This window comes from Pantoea sp. CFCC18177 (assembly GCF_059412425.1).
The window spans coordinates 204,543-219,891 of record NZ_JBNBPL010000001.1 but is presented as its reverse complement, the minus strand read 5'-3'; the positions used below and the strand labels follow the sequence as shown (position 1 = coordinate 219,891).

Sequence of the window (15,349 nt, the reverse complement as noted above, 5' to 3'; positions counted from 1 at the left end):
GCCCGGCAGCGGGTCCGCTTTCCGGTTTATCCTTAAGAGGTGGACATGCACAATCAGCGTTTTACTGCTCTGCGCCGTCGCGCAACGCCTGCGTTGAAGTCGGCGGGGAAATTCATCATCATCAGTGCAGTAACCTATGCGCCCGGCGGCCTGGCTGGCTGGGCAGTAAAATCGGTGGCGCGTCGCCCGTTGCGCCTGTTACTGGCGGCCGCCCTGGAACCGTTGCTGAGTAAGGTGTTCAATCGCCTGTCAGCGCGTTTCGTCAGGGAGAACGATGAAAAGACTGCAAAATGAATTCGCGGCGTTGATGAACCGCGGTGTTGACCGCCATCTGCGTCTTGCGGTAACCGGTTTAAGCCGTAGCGGCAAAACGGCATTTATCACTTCGCTGGTTAACCAACTGCTTAATGTACACAGTGGTGCACGTTTGCCGCTGTTCTCGGTGGTGCGCGAAGAGCGCCTGTTGGGCGTTAAGCGCGTACCCCAACGCGAACTCGGCACGCCGCGTTTTACCTATGACGAAGGGTTAGCGCAGCTGTATGGCACACCGCCCGTCTGGCCCACGCCGACACGCGGTGTGAGCGAAATGCGGCTCGCGCTGCGTTATCGCCCCGAGCAGTCGCTGCTGCGCCACTTCAAAGATACCGCAACTCTCTATCTCGAAATCGTTGATTACCCCGGTGAATGGCTGTTGGATTTACCCATGCTGGCACAGGATTACCTGAGCTGGTCGCGGCAGATGATGGGGCTGTTACAGGGGGATAGGCAGCAGTGGGCCGCGCGCTGGAGAAGCTTGTGCGAGGATCTCGATCCCTTTGCTCCCGCCGATGAAAACCGTCTGGCTGCGATTGCAGCAGCCTGGACCGACTATCTGCACCAGTGCAAAAGCGAAGGGCTGCACTTTATCCAACCCGGACGGTTCGTGTTGCCGGGGGATATGGCCGGCGCACCTGCATTGCAATTCTTCCCGTGGCCGCAGGTGGATGAGATGCACGCCAGCAAGCTGTTACAGGCACCTGCAGGCAGTCATTTTGCCATGCTGCAGCAACGCTTTAATTACTACTGCCAGCATGTGGTTAAAGGCTTCTACAAAAACCATTTCCTGCGCTTTGATCGTCAGATCGTGCTGGTGGATTGCCTGCAACCCCTCAATAGCGGTCCGCAAGCGTTCAATGACATGCGTCTGGCGCTGACCCAACTGATGCAGAGTTTTCATTACGGTCAACGCACCTTGTTCCGTCGGCTGTTTTCACCGGTGATCGATAAACTGTTGTTTGCCGCTACCAAGGCTGACCATGTCACCGCCGATCAGCATGCCAATATGGTGTCGCTGTTACAGCAATTGGTGCAGGATGCCTGGCAAAATGCGGCGTTTGAAGGCATCAGTATGGATTGCCTTGGGCTGGCATCGGTGCAGGCTACCGAGAGTGGACTGGTGGATCATCGTGGCGAAAAGTTACCTGCCTTGCGAGGTCATCGTCTCAATGATGGGGAAGCCTTGACCTTCTACCCTGGCGAAGTTCCGCCGCGCTTGCCGGGGCATCAGTTCTGGCAACAACAGGGCTTTCAGTTTGAACAGTTCCGGCCGCAGCAGCTCGATGTCGATCGGCCGCTACCGCACATTCGCATGGATGCCGCGCTGGAATTTCTTTTAGGAGATAAATTGCGATGAGCGACGAAACCCCTTTAAAACCGCGCATTGATTTTGCCCGACCGCTGGAAGCGGAAGCGGAGAAACCCTTGCGCGCGGCACAAACGTTTAGCGCAGACGCTGAAAGTGCCTTTCTTGCCACCACCGAAACAGAGGTGCTGGAAGAGGGCGCAGGCGAAAAGGTGGTCGAAGCAGCGCTGCGGCCAAAACGCAGTTTGTGGCGCAAAATGGTTGGCGCGGGGCTGACGATATTTGGCGTGAGCGTGGTCGCTCAGGGCGTACAGTGGTTGCATGATGCCTGGATCACGCGTGACTGGTTCTCTCTTGGCACCGGTGTTGCGGGTGGTCTGATTGTGGTGGCGGGCGCAGGCGCAGTGATCGGCGAATGGCGACGTCTCTATCGCTTACGCCAGCGTGCAGAAGAGCGCGATGTTGGGCGTGAACTGCTGAATAGCCACGGCATTGGCAAGGGACGTGCGTTTTGCGAGAAGCTGGCGCAGCAGGCGCAACTCGATCAGGCGCATCCCGCGTTACAGCGTTGGCATGCGGCACTGCATGAAACCCACAATGACCGCGAAATCGTGATGCTGTACGCGCAACTGGTGCAACCGGTGTTAGACCGTCAGGCACATCGTGAAATCAGCCGCCATGCCGCGGAATCCACCTTGATGATCGCAGTAAGCCCGTTGGCATTAGTGGATATGGCGTTTATCGCCTGGCGCAACCTGCGTCTGGTGAACCGCATTGCCGCGATATATGGCATTGAACTGGGTTATTTCAGCCGTATCCGGCTTTTTCGTTTGGTGCTGCTGAATATGGCGTTCGCGGGGGCATCTGAGTTGGTACGTGAAGTGGGCATGGACTGGATGTCGCAGGATATTGCGGCTCGGCTCTCAGCGCGCGCAGCACAGGGCATTGGAGCTGGCTTGCTGACTGCGCGCCTCGGCATTAAAGCGATGGAATTATGCCGTCCGTTACCCTGGTTAGAGGACGATAAACCGCGACTGGGTGACTTCCGCCGCGAACTGCTGGGGCAGTTAAAAGAATCCCTGGTAAAAGGTGGGGATAAAGCAGATAAGCCTGCTAAATAATCACTCTTCGCTCACCTTTCACGCTGCGAAAGGTGTGAAAGGTGAAATTATCTGTGTTAAATGTGATATTCGGCGGGATTAATGCTGGGCGTTCCGCTACACTTCTTCGCGTCACCTGCCTCGAACTGTCAACTTTTCATGACAGCCCCCTTCTGAGGCGCTGCAAGTTAGCGTATTATCTCTAAAATCAAAACCTGACTAAGGCTCATCGCAATGCGTTTGGAAGTTTTCTGCCAGGACCGCATCGGTCTGGCGCGCGAGCTACTCGACCTGCTGGTTGCGCGCAACATCGACTTGCGCGGTATCGAAATTGCGCCATTTGGTCGCATCTACCTCAATTTTTCCGCACTGGAATTTGAGCCGTTCAGCAATCTGATGGCGGAAATCCGCCGTACACCTGGCGTGACAGATGTGCGCACCGTCAGCTACATGCCTTCGGAACGCGAGCATCGTGCCTTGAGCGCATTGTTGATTGCGATGCCGGAACCGGTGTTCTCTATCGACCTCAAATGCAAGGTAGAGCTGGCCAACCCGGCGGCGCAGAGCCTGTTTAACCTCGACGAGCAAAAGTTGCGCAATCAAAATGCGGCCACGCTGATTACTGGCTTTAACTTCCAGCGTTGGATTGAAAACGAGCGCGTTGAAGCCCAGGCACAGCATGTGGTGATTCAGGGGCGTGATTTCCTGATGGAAGCCCGACCGATTTACATGGCTGAGGAAGAGGGGCAGAGCGACCAGCCGGTGGGCGCGATGATTACCCTGAAATCCACCGCGCGCATGGGCCGCCAGTTGCAGAATCTCACCGTAAACGATGAGTCCGAGTTTGACCATATTGTTGCCGTGACGCCGAAGATGCGCCAGGTCATCGATCAGGCGCGTAAACTGGCGATGCACGATGCCCCGTTACTGATTGTGGGGGATACCGGCACCGGTAAAGATATGCTGGCGCGCGCGTGTCATCTTCGCAGTGCGCGCGGTAAAAAACCGTTCCTGGCGCTGAACTGCGCATCGCTGCCGGATGATGTGGCAGAGAGCGAACTGTTTGGCCATGCCGCGGGCGCATACCCGAACGCGCTGGAAGGCAAAAAAGGGTTCTTTGAGCAGGCCAACGGTGGCTCGGTGTTGCTGGATGAAATCGGCGAGATGTCACCGCGTATGCAGACCAAACTGCTGCGATTCCTCAACGATGGTACCTTCCGCCGTGTCGGTGAAGAGCATGAAGTGCATGTTGATGTGCGCGTGATTTGTGCGACACAGAAGAACTTGATTGAGCTGGTACAACGGGGTGAGTTCCGTGAAGATCTGTTCTATCGGCTTAATGTCCTGACGCTCAACCTGCCGCCGCTGCGCGAACGTCCACTGGATATCCTGCCGCTGACGGAGATGTTTGTCGCCCGTTTCGCCGATGAGCAGGGTTTACCTCGCCCACGTTTGTCACCGCAGCTGGCACCGTTCCTGACCCGCTACAACTGGCCGGGTAACGTACGTCAGTTAAAAAACGCGCTGTACCGTGCGTTGACCCAGTTGGAAGGCTATGAACTTCGTCCACAAGATATTGTGTTGCCTGAACAGGCACTGGATGTCTCACTGGGAGAAGAAGCGATGGAAGGGTCGCTGGATGAGATCACCAGCCGCTTTGAGCGTTCAGTGTTGACGCGTCTTTATCTGTCCTATCCCAGCACACGTAAACTGGCGAAGCGCCTTGGGGTTTCCCATACCGCGATTGCCAATAAACTGCGTGAATATGGGTTAGGGCAGAAGCGTAACGAAAGCGACTAATCGGGCGCGTAGATTTCGCTATGCCAGGTCGCCATTCATGGCGACCTGGTTCGACAATGTTAATCTACTCAGGTGTTCGGATGTCTACCTGACTTCCTTTCCTCATAAATACCGGAATCTCACTCAACGGCGCGGAGACGCAAATGCATTGACCGCCATAATAGCACTCACCGTTACGGGCAACCCATTGCTCGCCTGCAGGCAGCCATACATCACGTTCTCGCTGCCCGGCGTACAGCACTGGCGCGACCAGAAGGTCGCTGCCCAGCAGATACTGATCTTCCACTTGCCAGCTCTCAGGCTGCTGCGGGTAGTGATAGAACAGCGGGCGCATCACCGGATCACCGAGTTCATGAGCTTCGCGCATTAGGCCATCTATGTAGGAGCGAATCTGCTCACGTTGCAGCAGGCAGCTCTTCATCAGCGCATAATTCTCCTCGCCGTAACTCCAAACCTCATTGGGTGAGCCGCTGTTGCATTGTGCAATTCCGTCGCGCCAGGCATCATCAGGGGCAATTTGTGGCTCGCGATAACCGTGCAAACGCATCACCGGACAGAATACCGCCCACTGGAACCATCGGATTAACAGCTCATGAAACGCCGGGTCATCAATGTTCCCGCCCTGGAAGCCACCGATGTCGGTGGTCCACCACGGAATACCCGCCATCGCCATGTTTAAACCGGCTGTAAACTGGTTGCGTAGCGCATGGAACGAGGAGTGAACGTCGCCAGACCACGCAAGCACGCCATAGCGCTGACTGCCCGCCCACGCGCAGCGCACCAGGTTGACAATCTCGCTCTCTCCCTGTTGTTGCAGTCCTTCGTAAAATCCGCGGGCAAACAGCTGCGGATAAATGTTGCCCACTTCCTGTACCGGACCAAGATGATAGCGGTAGTTATCAAAATCGTAGGCTCGGTACTCCGGCTCCGCTTCATCGAGCCAGAAGGTGCGGATGCCATGATCATAGTAGTTACGCTTAACCTCCTGCCAGACGAAATCCCGTGCGGCAGGATGCGTGGCGTCAAAAAAGGTGGTGTTGCCCATAAAATCGAGGTTAACGGATACGCCGCGTTCACTGTTTACCAGCCAGCCTTTGGATTTCATCAGACGATAGTTATCACTGCGGCTGTCAACTGTGGGCCATACCGACACCATCGTTTCAATGCCCATCGTTTTCAGTTCTTGAACCATGGCACGCGGGTCAGGCCAATCGCGCGCATCGAAACACCAGGTTCCCTGATTTGGCCAGTGGAAAAAGTCGATGACTATGACTGAGAGCGGTAGCTGCAGGCGACGATATTCACGCGCGACCTCCAGCACTTCCTGCTGGGTGCGATAACGCAATTTGCATTGCCAGAAACCGGTAGCGAAGCTGGGCATCATCGGTGCTGTTCCGGTGGCGCGGCCATATTGGCGCACGATCTCAGCCGGTGTGTCACCTGCGGTGATCCAGTAATCCATTTGATCCGTCACTTCGGCCTGCCAGCGCGTGCCGTTTTTACCAAAGGTCACTTCACCGATGGCCGGGTTATGCCACAGTAAGCCATAGCCCAAACTCGACACCATAAACGGCACGCTGGCCTGTGAGTTGCGCTGTGCCAGCTCCAGCGTGCAGCCTTTCAGGTCGAGGCAATCTTGCTGATACTGACCCATGCCATAGATTTTCTCTTCCGCACGGGCTTCAAAGCGCACGCTCAGTTGATATTTCCCTCCTGGAATCGGTCTAAAGGTGCGCGCATCCAGTTTCAGGGCGCTAATGTATTTGTCCTGGCTCTTCTCGCTGGCTCCAATGCCTACGGTGCTGCGCTGACGCCAGAACTCTTCCAGAAGCAGTTCTCCGTGCTTATTGTAAAATGCCAGCTGGCCGCGAATATTCAGCGTGACGGTGATATTGCCGTTACGCAGGCTCAGAGATTCGTGCTCGCGCTGGATTTCCACCTCACAAGCAGCAGGTGATAACAACGCCCAGTCATGGTCGATCAGTTCTGGCTGACAGGTGGCTCGAACTCGCAGGCTATGCGCACCCCAGGGTTCGATAACTAGTGTCTGACGGTCAAATGTCCAGATAATACGCTGGGATTCGGCGCGTAACTCGCTCATGACAACTCCTGTGATTGTAAAAGGGGGGAAGCAGTTGCAGCCGGTTGGGCTGACACTTTGTTCTGATTGATGGTGCGCATGGTGGCATCGTTAAGTTTGTAGCCGCGCATTGCGAATGCGCTTAACAGTGAGAGCAGGCCGGGAACTACTGAAAACAGCGCCACGATGGCCATCATGGCGGCGGGCTGCTGATGCGGTGCCTGTGCAACATAACCGCTCAGGCCTAGCGTCCAGCCAACAATCGCGCCGCTAATGGCCATGCCCATTTTCAATACAGCGAGCAGAGTGGAGAAGACGGTGCCATCAAGACGCTTACCCTGACGATATTCACCGTAATCCACCACGTCGGCCATCATCACCCACATCAACGTGGTGGTAACCTGATAGAAGCTGGAGACGATGAACGTCATGCCGACCAGTAGCGCCAGCGATCCGGGCAGGAACACGATACTGATACTTAACACGCCAGCAGTGATGGCGCTGAGTGTAAAGGCGGTGATTTTGTTCAGGCGACGCGTCAGCAGTTTAGCCAGCACGCTACCCACGCTTTTCCCGACAATATGCGCGGCCAGTAGCCACATGAAGAGACTGGCATTTCCCAGAAAATAGGTGACGTAGTACATCATCGCGCCAAGCCGCACCACACCGAACGAGATATTGCAGAACACCAACAACGCGACCACACGCCACTGATCGTTACGCAGCAAATCGCGAAGATCGGCAAGAAAGTTGCCGTGGTTAGCGGGAGCATTGATACGTTCGCGGGTGTTAAGAAAGCAGATAAAAAACAGCAGGGTTGCCACCGTTGCCATAATCGACATGGCTGCGAAGTAACCCTCCAGTTTGTTACCGCCGCCGAGCCAGGTTGCGAGCGGGATCATCAGGAAAGTGGACATCGCGCCACCCAGCGTAGCCAGGAAAAAGCGCCATGATTGCAGGGAGATACGCTGATTATCATCGGCGGTGATAATCGCGCCCATTGAGCAGTAAGGAATATTGATGGCGGTGTACATCAGCATCATCAGGCTGTAGGTCACAGCGGCGTATATCATTTTTCCGGTGAGCGACAGGCTTTCTGGCACCGCATATATCAGCATACAACTGGCGCCAAATGGCACCGCCAGCATCAATAGCCAAGGGCGGAATTTTCCCCAGCGGGAACGAGTTCGGTCAGCGACCATCCCCATCGCCGGATCGATAACCGCATCGGCGACGCGCGCCAGCAGAAAAAGCGTGCCGACAAAAATCGCGGGTAGGCCCACCACATCGGTGTAATAAAAGGTGAGAAAGATGATGACGTTATCAATGGCGATATGGCTAGCCATGTCGCCAAGACCGTAACTGATTTTTTCTTTAAAGGATAAGCTTGCTTGCATGAAGACTCCCGCCTGTCTTTGAATCGCTGAAGGGCAATTGACGGTTAGTTATAGGTAGCGAAGGGGATGCAAACAATTGCGGGATTTGTTACGGGATTTATGTTTTTTTATTAATGTGATACGGGTAACAAGAATAACAGGAAAAGCACAACGTGGCGGGGGGAATGCTGCGTATCAAGATTAATCAATAGCTTAAAAAAGGTCTGTGCAGCCATCGCCATAAAAAAAAGCACCGAAAAATTAATCATTCGGTGCTTTCTGTTTCGCCTCAACGGCGGTATTTCAGTCCGGTATAATTACTTCAGTGATGCCAGCGCAGCATCGTAGTTTGGCTCTTCGGTGATTTCGTTCACCAGTTCGCTGTAAACCACTTTATCGTTCTCATCCAGTACGACAACGGCACGTGCAGTCAAACCTTTCAGTGGGCCATCAGCAATCGCCACACCGTAATCTTCTTTGAACTCGGCACCACGCAGTGCTGACAGCGTCACGACATTGCTGATGTTTTCCGCGCCGCAGAAGCGAGACTGAGCAAACGGCAGGTCTGCTGAAATGCACACCACCACGGTATTGTCCGCTTCAGCAGAACGTTCATTAAACTTGCGCACTGAAGTGGCGCACACGCCGGTATCAATACTTGGGAAAATGTTCAGAACTTTGCGTTTACCTGCATACTTAGAAAGGGATACGTCACTAAGATCTTTAGCCACCAGGCTGAAAGGTTTAGCTTGTTCGCCTGCCTGCGGGAAGTGACCTGCAACGGGGACTGGGTTACCCTGGAAGTGAACATTCTGAGACATACGATTTCCTTTTAAACGAAGAATTAATCTGGCATTAACCTACCAGAGCAGATATAGCGTTTGTTTATGACATAATTTTGAAGGGTTTACGAGTGCATTTCGTGGTGAAGACCGAGCCGGTTCGCAATTAAGTGGCAGATTTAAGGAGAATGAATGAGAACAGTGAAGAGTTATCCGGAAGCCTGGCCGTTGCATTCGCCGTTTGTGATTTCACGCGAAAGCCGGACAGAAGCGCATGTGGTGGTGGTGGAAATCGAACAGGACGGCATAAAAGGTATCGGTGAAGCTACGCCTTATGCGCGTTATGGCGAGAGTGAAGAGTCGGTGCTGCAACAAATTGCCTCGCAGCTGCCTGCGATACAAAACGGCATGACGCGTGCAGCGCTGCAACAGGCATTGCCTGCAGGGGCTGCCCGTAACGCCCTTGACTGTGCCTTATGGGATCTTGAGCGTCAGCAGCAGGGTAAAACGCTACAAGCACTGTGTGAAGTCCAACTGGCCGATAGCGTAGATACCGCGCATACCGTCAGCATAGACACGCCCGAGGCGATGGCCAGCAGCGCGCTGGCGCTGTGGCAGCATGGTGCGCGACTGTTGAAGATCAAACTCGATAATCACCTGATCAGTGAACGGCTGGTGGCGATTCGCACGGCGGTGCCGGAAGCCACGTTAATCGTTGATGCTAACGAATCCTGGCATGCTGAAGGGCTGGCGGCGCGTTGCCAGTTGCTGGCGGATTTGAACGTTGCCATGCTGGAACAACCGCTGCCTGCCGCTGAAGACGCCGCGCTGGCCAACTTTATTCACCCTTTACCGATTTGTGCCGACGAAAGCTGCCATACGCGTGAACAACTGGCACAACTGCAGGGTCGCTACCAAATGATCAACATCAAGCTGGATAAAACCGGGGGGTTAACAGAGGCACTGGCGCTGGCGAAAGAAGCCCGGCAGCAGGGCTTTGCGGTGATGCTGGGTTGTATGCTCTGTACCTCGCGCGCCATTCGGGCGGCACTGCCGTTAACGCCAATAGCAAAATTCGCCGATCTTGACGGCCCAACCTGGCTGGCCGCCGATGTTGAGCCGTCACTGCACTTCTCACAGGGTGTGCTTAATCTCGCAGTTGCCAACGCAGCAGATTAATCATCGCTTCCAGATAGACTTCGGTGGCTTCATCGACCGAAATCGGCGGCATCTCGGCAGTAATGCACAATAAGCCGAGATCGTCGCACCAACTGCCAAATGAGCCTGGCGTGGCGTAACCCACGCTGCTCACCACCGGCAACTGCGTTTGTTCCGCCAGCCACTGCGCTAAAGTGCTGTGATGTGGATCATCGATACAAGCCAGCGGTTCGTGCCAGGTGACCACCCAGCTCGGTTTAATCTGGTGAATCAACTGGCACAGCGCCTGGGTTTCCGGTTCCGAGGCCGGGCGGCTTCCGGTGGAGAGCACCACATCGCGCTCATCGGCAGCGCTGTTCCAGCGATACACGGTGTCGCCAGTTTGCCAGTTTGCCGCCGGGAAGTTGCGATTCAGATCCACGCCATTAGCATTAGCACGTAGCCCAAGCTGGCATCCATCCGGATTGACCGCCAGCACCACATGATGGCGACGCAACGCTTCCGGCAAGGTGCGCATCGCGCCTGAAAGGGTTGCTACGGCGGCATTCTCATCGCCGTGCGTGCCGGCAATAATTAATCCACTCTCAGCATCCGCCGCGGGAGCAGGAAACCACAACAGCGGTGCACCCAGCACCGACTGACCATATTGTTGCCATGCGGCATCGAGCTTGCCGCGCAGCGGACGGGGATGGTGTGACGACATGACATTCCTCTCTGAAAACGTGCAATGCAGCCTGGATGTGGCTGGCGTTCAAGATGAAAAGTGTGACCGGGAAATCAGCCTCAACATAACGGTAATCAGCGCGCGGGGAAATAGCTATATATCAATCAGCGATTTGCGATAAAGTGCCAAAAGTTGCTGGCGACACAAACTTCTTCGCGGTCGCCATTTTTTGGGTTAAGGAGTGGTGATGAAACTGACTTTCCGCAAGACGCTGGCTGCTGTTTTGATTGCTGGCGCATTCACACCCGTTTTTGCTGCTGACGTGCCGCCGGGCGCACAGTTGGCCGGCACGCAGGAAATTGTCCGCCATATTAAAGATGAACCCGCCTCGCTCGATCCAATGAAGGCCGTGGGCCTGCCGGAAATCCAGGTGATGCGCGATCTGTTTGAAGGGCTCACCAACCAGGATGCTCACGGTAAAATTGTGCCGGGTGTGGCGTTGAGCTGGAGCAGCAACGACAACAAAACCTGGATTTTCACCTTGCGCAAAGATGCACGCTGGTCGAATGGCGATCCGGTTACCGCGCAGGATTTTGTCTATAGCTGGCAACGTTTAGTGGATCCCAAAAACAGTTCGCCGTTTGCCTGGTTTGCCGCGCTTAGCGGCATAGAAAATGCGGAGGCCATTACCAAAGGGCAGATGAGCGCCGATAAACTGGGCGTGACAGCAACGGATGCCACACATCTTAAAGTGACATTGTCACGACCAGTGCCGTGGTTCCCCAGCATGGTGGCCAATGCGGCGATGTATCCGGTGCCACAAAAAGTGATTGAGCAAAACGGTGATGGCTGGACGTCACCTGGTAAACTGGTCGGGAATGGTGCCTATCAGCTGCAGGATAGAGTTGTGAACGAGAAGATTGTGCTGGTGCGCAATCCGCATTACTGGGATGACAGCCACTCCGTGCTGACCAAAGTGACCTTTATCCCGATCAATGAAGAGTCGAGCGCCACCAAGCGCTATCGTGCCGGTGACATTGATATCACCGAATCCTTCCCGAAAAATATGTACGCGCTGCTGAAAAAAGAGTTGCCTGGCCAGGTTTACACGCCGGATCAGTTGGGTACTTACTACTACGCGTTCAATACCGAGAAAGGGCCAACCGCCGACGTGCGGGTTCGCAAAGCGCTTTCCTGGAGCATTGATCGCCGCATCATCGCTGAGAAAGTGCTGGGCACGGGTGAAAAACCGGCCTGGCATTTCACGCCAGACGTCACCGCAGGCTTTACCCCGCAACAAAGCTATTTGCAACAGCACAGCCAGCAAGAGTTAAACGCTCAAGCGAAGGCGTTGTTAACCGCAGCGGGTTACGGCCCTGGCAAACCATTGCACCTGACGCTGTTGTACAACACCTCTGAGAGTCATCAGAAGATTGCTATTGCGGTGGCCTCAATGTGGAAAAAGAACCTCGGCGTGGATGTTACGTTGCAGAACCAGGAGTGGAAAACCTACATCGACAGCCGTAATAGCGGAAGTTTTGATGTGATCCGCGCCTCTTGGGTGGGGGATTACAACGAACCTTCAACCTTCCTGAGCCTGTTGACCTCGACCCACAGCGGCAATATCGCGCGTTTCCACAGTGCAGACTATGATGCCGCGCTGACCAAAGCCAGCATGGAAACCAGCGTGGTAGCGCGCAACACCGATTACAACAAAGCCGAGCAGATCATCGCCGATCAGGCACCGATCGCCCCGATCTATCAATACACGAATGGGCGATTGATCAAACCCTGGGTGAAGGGTTATCCCATCACCAATCCAGAAGACGTGGCCTACAGCCGCGAACTGTGGATTGAGAAGCATTAAAGTGCGGGCCGCCATGAATGGGTTAATGCTTGTCTGTTAAGCGCCAGACGGTCGCCATGATTGGCGACCCTACAAGAATGGATGTGGTTTTTTTGTAGGGTGCGCATTTTTGCGCACCAGGATTGATTGTTCTTTCCCGCCTGTCATCTTTGCTCACAGCCTGATGATTGCAACTCGTCTGCGCCACGCTAGACTGTATCGTATTGATTTTGATAGTGAGGCGAGTACGTGAACGTCATTGAAGGAAAAGCGTTAAAAGTTTCGGATGCCATCATCTCTTGCCAGCTTGATGGCAAAGGTGGCGTGATTGCCATCGAAGACAAAGATGTCATCAACTGTGAGCGTCATTGCTGGCTGCACCTGAACTACACTCAGCGCCAAAGCGCCGAATGGCTGCAAAATACCCCATTGATCCCCGATTCAGTACGCGATGCACTGGCTGGCGACAGTATGCGTCCGCGCGTCACACGACTGGGCGATGGCTTTATGATCGTGCTGCGCAGCGTCAACCATAACGCCGATTCTCGCCCTGATCAGCTCGTCGCGATGCGGGTATTTATCAATGACAAACTGATTGTCTCTACACGCCGTCGCAAGGTTTACGCCATCGATACGGTTCTCAGCGATCTGCAACATGGTAACGGTCCGGTGGACGGTGGCAGTTGGTTAGTGGATGTGTGTGACGCGCTGACCGATCACGCCAGTGAATTTATCGAGGAGATGCACGATAAAATCATTGAGCTGGAAGATGCCTTGATGGATCAGCAGGTGCCGGCTCGCGGTGAGCTAGCGCTGCTGCGCAAGCAATTGATCGTGATGCGGCGTTATATGGCGCCGCAGCGAGATGTGTATGCGCGTCTGGCCAGTGAGAAGTTGCCGTGGATGAACGATGACGATCGCCGTCGCATGCAGGACGTAGCCGATCGTCTGGGGCGCGGTTTAGACGATCTTAATGCAGGCGTGGCGCGTACCGGCATTCTGGCCGATGAAGTGGCATCGTTACTGGCGGAATCGATGAACCGCCGTACCTACACCATGTCACTGATGGCAATGATTTTTCTGCCCGCAACATTCCTGACCGGCCTGTTTGGTGTCAACCTCGGCGGTATTCCGGGCGGAAGTTGGCCGTTAGGCTTCACCGCATTTTGTGTATTACTGCTGGTGATGGTGGTGGGCGTGGCGGTTTGGCTCAAACGTCGCAAATGGCTGTGATGTTAATATTGAGTTGCCTCAGGGTAACTCATTGTTAAATAAGCCAGCCCAATTCAGAAAGCGAAGAAAACCTGATCGAAATCAATAACGGGATCACCTAACAGGGGCAAACTCTCTCTCGCAGGTGAATGCAACGTCAAGCGATGGGCGTTGCGCTCCATATTGTCTTACTTCCTTTTTTGAATTATTGCATAGCACATATAATTCGTACGACGCCGGCTATCCGCCGGCTTTTTTTTTGCCGCTTGGCTTCTCTGCGTTTCCTTTCCTAAGCTTTAAATTCATTCCGCGACAAGGAGCAGGGCATGCGAGAACTGATTGCCAGCGAACCTATCCCAACCGATCCACCGCCGATTCCCGAACCGATCCCTCATCCCCAGCCGATTCCGCAACCGGATCCGCCGTACGACCCTGAGTTTCCACCGATTATCGATCCGCCTCCCCATCGTTAATAAAAAAGGCGCAGAGCCAGAGCGCTGCGCCTTTTCATGACCGGAATACGGTTACTTAATCTCTAATACATCCAGTCGTACGCTGAGTTCGGCAGAGTCTTCGTCATCTGGCTGCCAGCCAGTCGGTTGTGTTGGCAGGGTTTCCCGGTCAAAACCAATATCGCCGCCGTTCACCACTTCATCACCGTGTTTAATGCCTTTGAAGTCGAACAGATTGATGTCGGCCATATGCGAAGGCACGATGTTCTGCATCGCGCTAAACATGGTCTCAATACGGCCAGGATAACGCTTATCCCAGTCACGCAGCATATCGGCCACTACCTGACGTTGCAGGTTAGGCTGTGAACCACACAGGTTGCACGGGATAATCGGATACTGGCGCGCTTCGGCAAAGCGGATGATGTCTTTCTCGCGGCAGTACGCCAGCGGGCGGATCACAATATGCTTGCCATCATCGCTCATCAGCTTCGGCGGCATGCCTTTCATTTTTCCGCCGTAGAACATGTTCAGGAACAGCGTCTGCAAAATATCGTCGCGATGATGGCCGAGCGCTATCTTGGTACAACCCAGCTCGGTAGCGGTGCGGTAAAGAATACCGCGACGTAGACGTGAGCAGAGTGAACAGGTGGTTTTGCCTTCTGGAATCTTCTCTTTAACGATGGAGTAGGTGTCTTCGTTAACGATCTGGTACTCAACGCCTAACTCATCCAGATACGCGGGCAGAATGTGCGCCGGGAAGCCGGGCTGTTTCTGATCGAGATTCACCGCCACCAGTGAAAAGTTCACCGGTGCGCTCTGCTGCAAATTACGCAGAATTTCCAGCATGGTGTAGCTGTCTTTCCCACCAGACAGGCAAACCATGATGCGATCGCCTTCTTCAATCATGTTGAAATCGGCAATGGCTTCACCCACGTTACGACGCAGGCGCTTCTGAAGCTTGTTCAGGTTGTATTGTTCTTTTTTGGTTACTTCTTGATTTTCTGACATTATTTTCACGCTTGAGAGTGAAGGTAAGGGCCGTTAGCGGCTGAAAAAGCTTCAGCGGCAATAAACCCCTCTAACATGAGTGCGTATGGTACGGATTGCGGGCGCGAATGCCAGATCTGATGTGATCTCTTTTTACGCCGCCGCATCTGATGCTTGCGATAAAAGCGCACACTTTGCCAGAACAATCTGCCCATTTATTGATCTGGGTAAAGATTAGACACCTTCGCGCCTGACAGGATGGATGCAGAGT

At 54.3% G+C, this 15,349-nt stretch carries 13 protein-coding genes; 8 read left to right on the top strand and 5 right to left on the bottom strand.

Going from position 1 to position 15,349, the window contains the following annotated elements; translation table 11 throughout:
* The first annotated feature begins 45 nt into the window (after positions 1 to 45).
* The 4 genes from pspD (at position 46) to tyrR (ending at position 4,521) form a co-directional block, all read left to right on the top strand.
* Entirely contained in the window at positions 46 to 294 is a 249-nt protein-coding gene (gene pspD, locus ACPUC8_RS00940) for a phage shock protein PspD (protein ID WP_039333495.1), read from the top strand.
* A complete protein-coding gene (locus ACPUC8_RS00935; protein ID WP_494925457.1) occupies positions 275 to 1,672 on the top strand; it encodes a YcjX family GTP-binding protein in 1,398 nt (465 codons plus the stop codon). The genes pspD and ACPUC8_RS00935 overlap by 20 nt, the downstream gene beginning before the upstream one ends.
* Positions 1,669 to 2,742, top strand: a complete 1,074-nt coding sequence (locus tag ACPUC8_RS00930; RefSeq protein WP_494925456.1) for a YcjF family protein — start codon at positions 1,669 to 1,671, stop codon at positions 2,740 to 2,742. The genes ACPUC8_RS00935 and ACPUC8_RS00930 overlap by 4 nt, the downstream gene beginning before the upstream one ends.
* Before the next feature lie 213 nt (positions 2,743 to 2,955).
* Positions 2,956 to 4,521 (top strand): transcriptional regulator TyrR, encoded by a 1,566-nt coding sequence (tyrR, locus tag ACPUC8_RS00925; RefSeq protein ID WP_494925455.1) that lies wholly within the window; start codon positions 2,956 to 2,958, stop codon positions 4,519 to 4,521.
* Between the two features lie 64 nt (positions 4,522 to 4,585).
* Here the strand turns inward: tyrR and ACPUC8_RS00920 are convergent, their stop codons facing one another.
* The 3 genes from ACPUC8_RS00920 to tpx all read right to left on the bottom strand — a co-directional run bounded on the left by ACPUC8_RS00920 (position 4,586) and on the right by tpx (position 8,798).
* Complete coding sequence (locus tag ACPUC8_RS00920; RefSeq protein ID WP_494925454.1) at positions 4,586 to 6,622, bottom strand: glycoside hydrolase family 31 protein; 2,037 nt, start codon at positions 6,620 to 6,622, stop codon at positions 4,586 to 4,588.
* Positions 6,619 to 7,998: a glycoside-pentoside-hexuronide (GPH):cation symporter gene (locus ACPUC8_RS00915; protein ID WP_058969915.1), complete on the bottom strand. Its 1,380-nt coding sequence runs from the start codon at positions 7,996 to 7,998 to the stop codon at positions 6,619 to 6,621. The genes ACPUC8_RS00920 and ACPUC8_RS00915 overlap by 4 nt, the downstream gene beginning before the upstream one ends.
* Positions 7,999 to 8,294: 296 nt before the next feature.
* Complete coding sequence (gene tpx / locus ACPUC8_RS00910) at positions 8,295 to 8,798, bottom strand: thiol peroxidase (RefSeq protein ID WP_494925453.1); 504 nt, start codon at positions 8,796 to 8,798, stop codon at positions 8,295 to 8,297.
* A gap of 153 nt (positions 8,799 to 8,951) precedes the next feature.
* Here tpx and ycjG point away from each other — a divergent pair, with 153 nt between their 5' ends.
* Entirely contained in the window at positions 8,952 to 9,938 is a 987-nt protein-coding gene (gene ycjG, locus ACPUC8_RS00905; protein ID WP_494925452.1) for an L-Ala-D/L-Glu epimerase, read from the top strand.
* On the opposite strand, the gene mpaA is transcribed toward ycjG, so the two are convergent.
* Positions 9,907 to 10,620: a murein tripeptide amidase MpaA gene (mpaA, locus tag ACPUC8_RS00900; protein WP_494925451.1), complete on the bottom strand. Its 714-nt coding sequence runs from the start codon at positions 10,618 to 10,620 to the stop codon at positions 9,907 to 9,909. The genes ycjG and mpaA overlap by 32 nt on opposite strands.
* 208 nt (positions 10,621 to 10,828) lie before the next feature.
* Here mpaA and ACPUC8_RS00895 point away from each other — a divergent pair, with 208 nt between their 5' ends.
* The 3 genes from ACPUC8_RS00895 (at position 10,829) to ACPUC8_RS00885 (ending at position 14,112) form a co-directional block, all read left to right on the top strand.
* Positions 10,829 to 12,448 (top strand): peptide ABC transporter substrate-binding protein, encoded by a 1,620-nt coding sequence (locus ACPUC8_RS00895; protein WP_494925450.1) that lies wholly within the window; start codon positions 10,829 to 10,831, stop codon positions 12,446 to 12,448.
* 228 nt (positions 12,449 to 12,676) lie between these two features.
* The gene (gene zntB / locus ACPUC8_RS00890) at positions 12,677 to 13,660 is read left to right on the top strand and encodes a zinc transporter ZntB (protein ID WP_039333477.1); all 984 of its coding nucleotides are present in this window, start codon (positions 12,677 to 12,679) and stop codon (positions 13,658 to 13,660) included.
* Between the two features lie 305 nt (positions 13,661 to 13,965).
* On the top strand, positions 13,966 to 14,112 hold the full coding sequence (locus ACPUC8_RS00885) for a hypothetical protein (protein ID WP_167347659.1): 147 nt from the start codon (positions 13,966 to 13,968) through the stop codon (positions 14,110 to 14,112).
* 51 nt (positions 14,113 to 14,163) lie between these two features.
* Here ACPUC8_RS00885 and ttcA read toward each other — a convergent pair whose 3' ends face one another.
* The gene (ttcA, locus tag ACPUC8_RS00880; RefSeq protein ID WP_494925449.1) at positions 14,164 to 15,099 is read right to left on the bottom strand and encodes a tRNA 2-thiocytidine(32) synthetase TtcA; all 936 of its coding nucleotides are present in this window, start codon (positions 15,097 to 15,099) and stop codon (positions 14,164 to 14,166) included.
* Positions 15,100 to 15,349 lie beyond the last annotated feature (250 nt).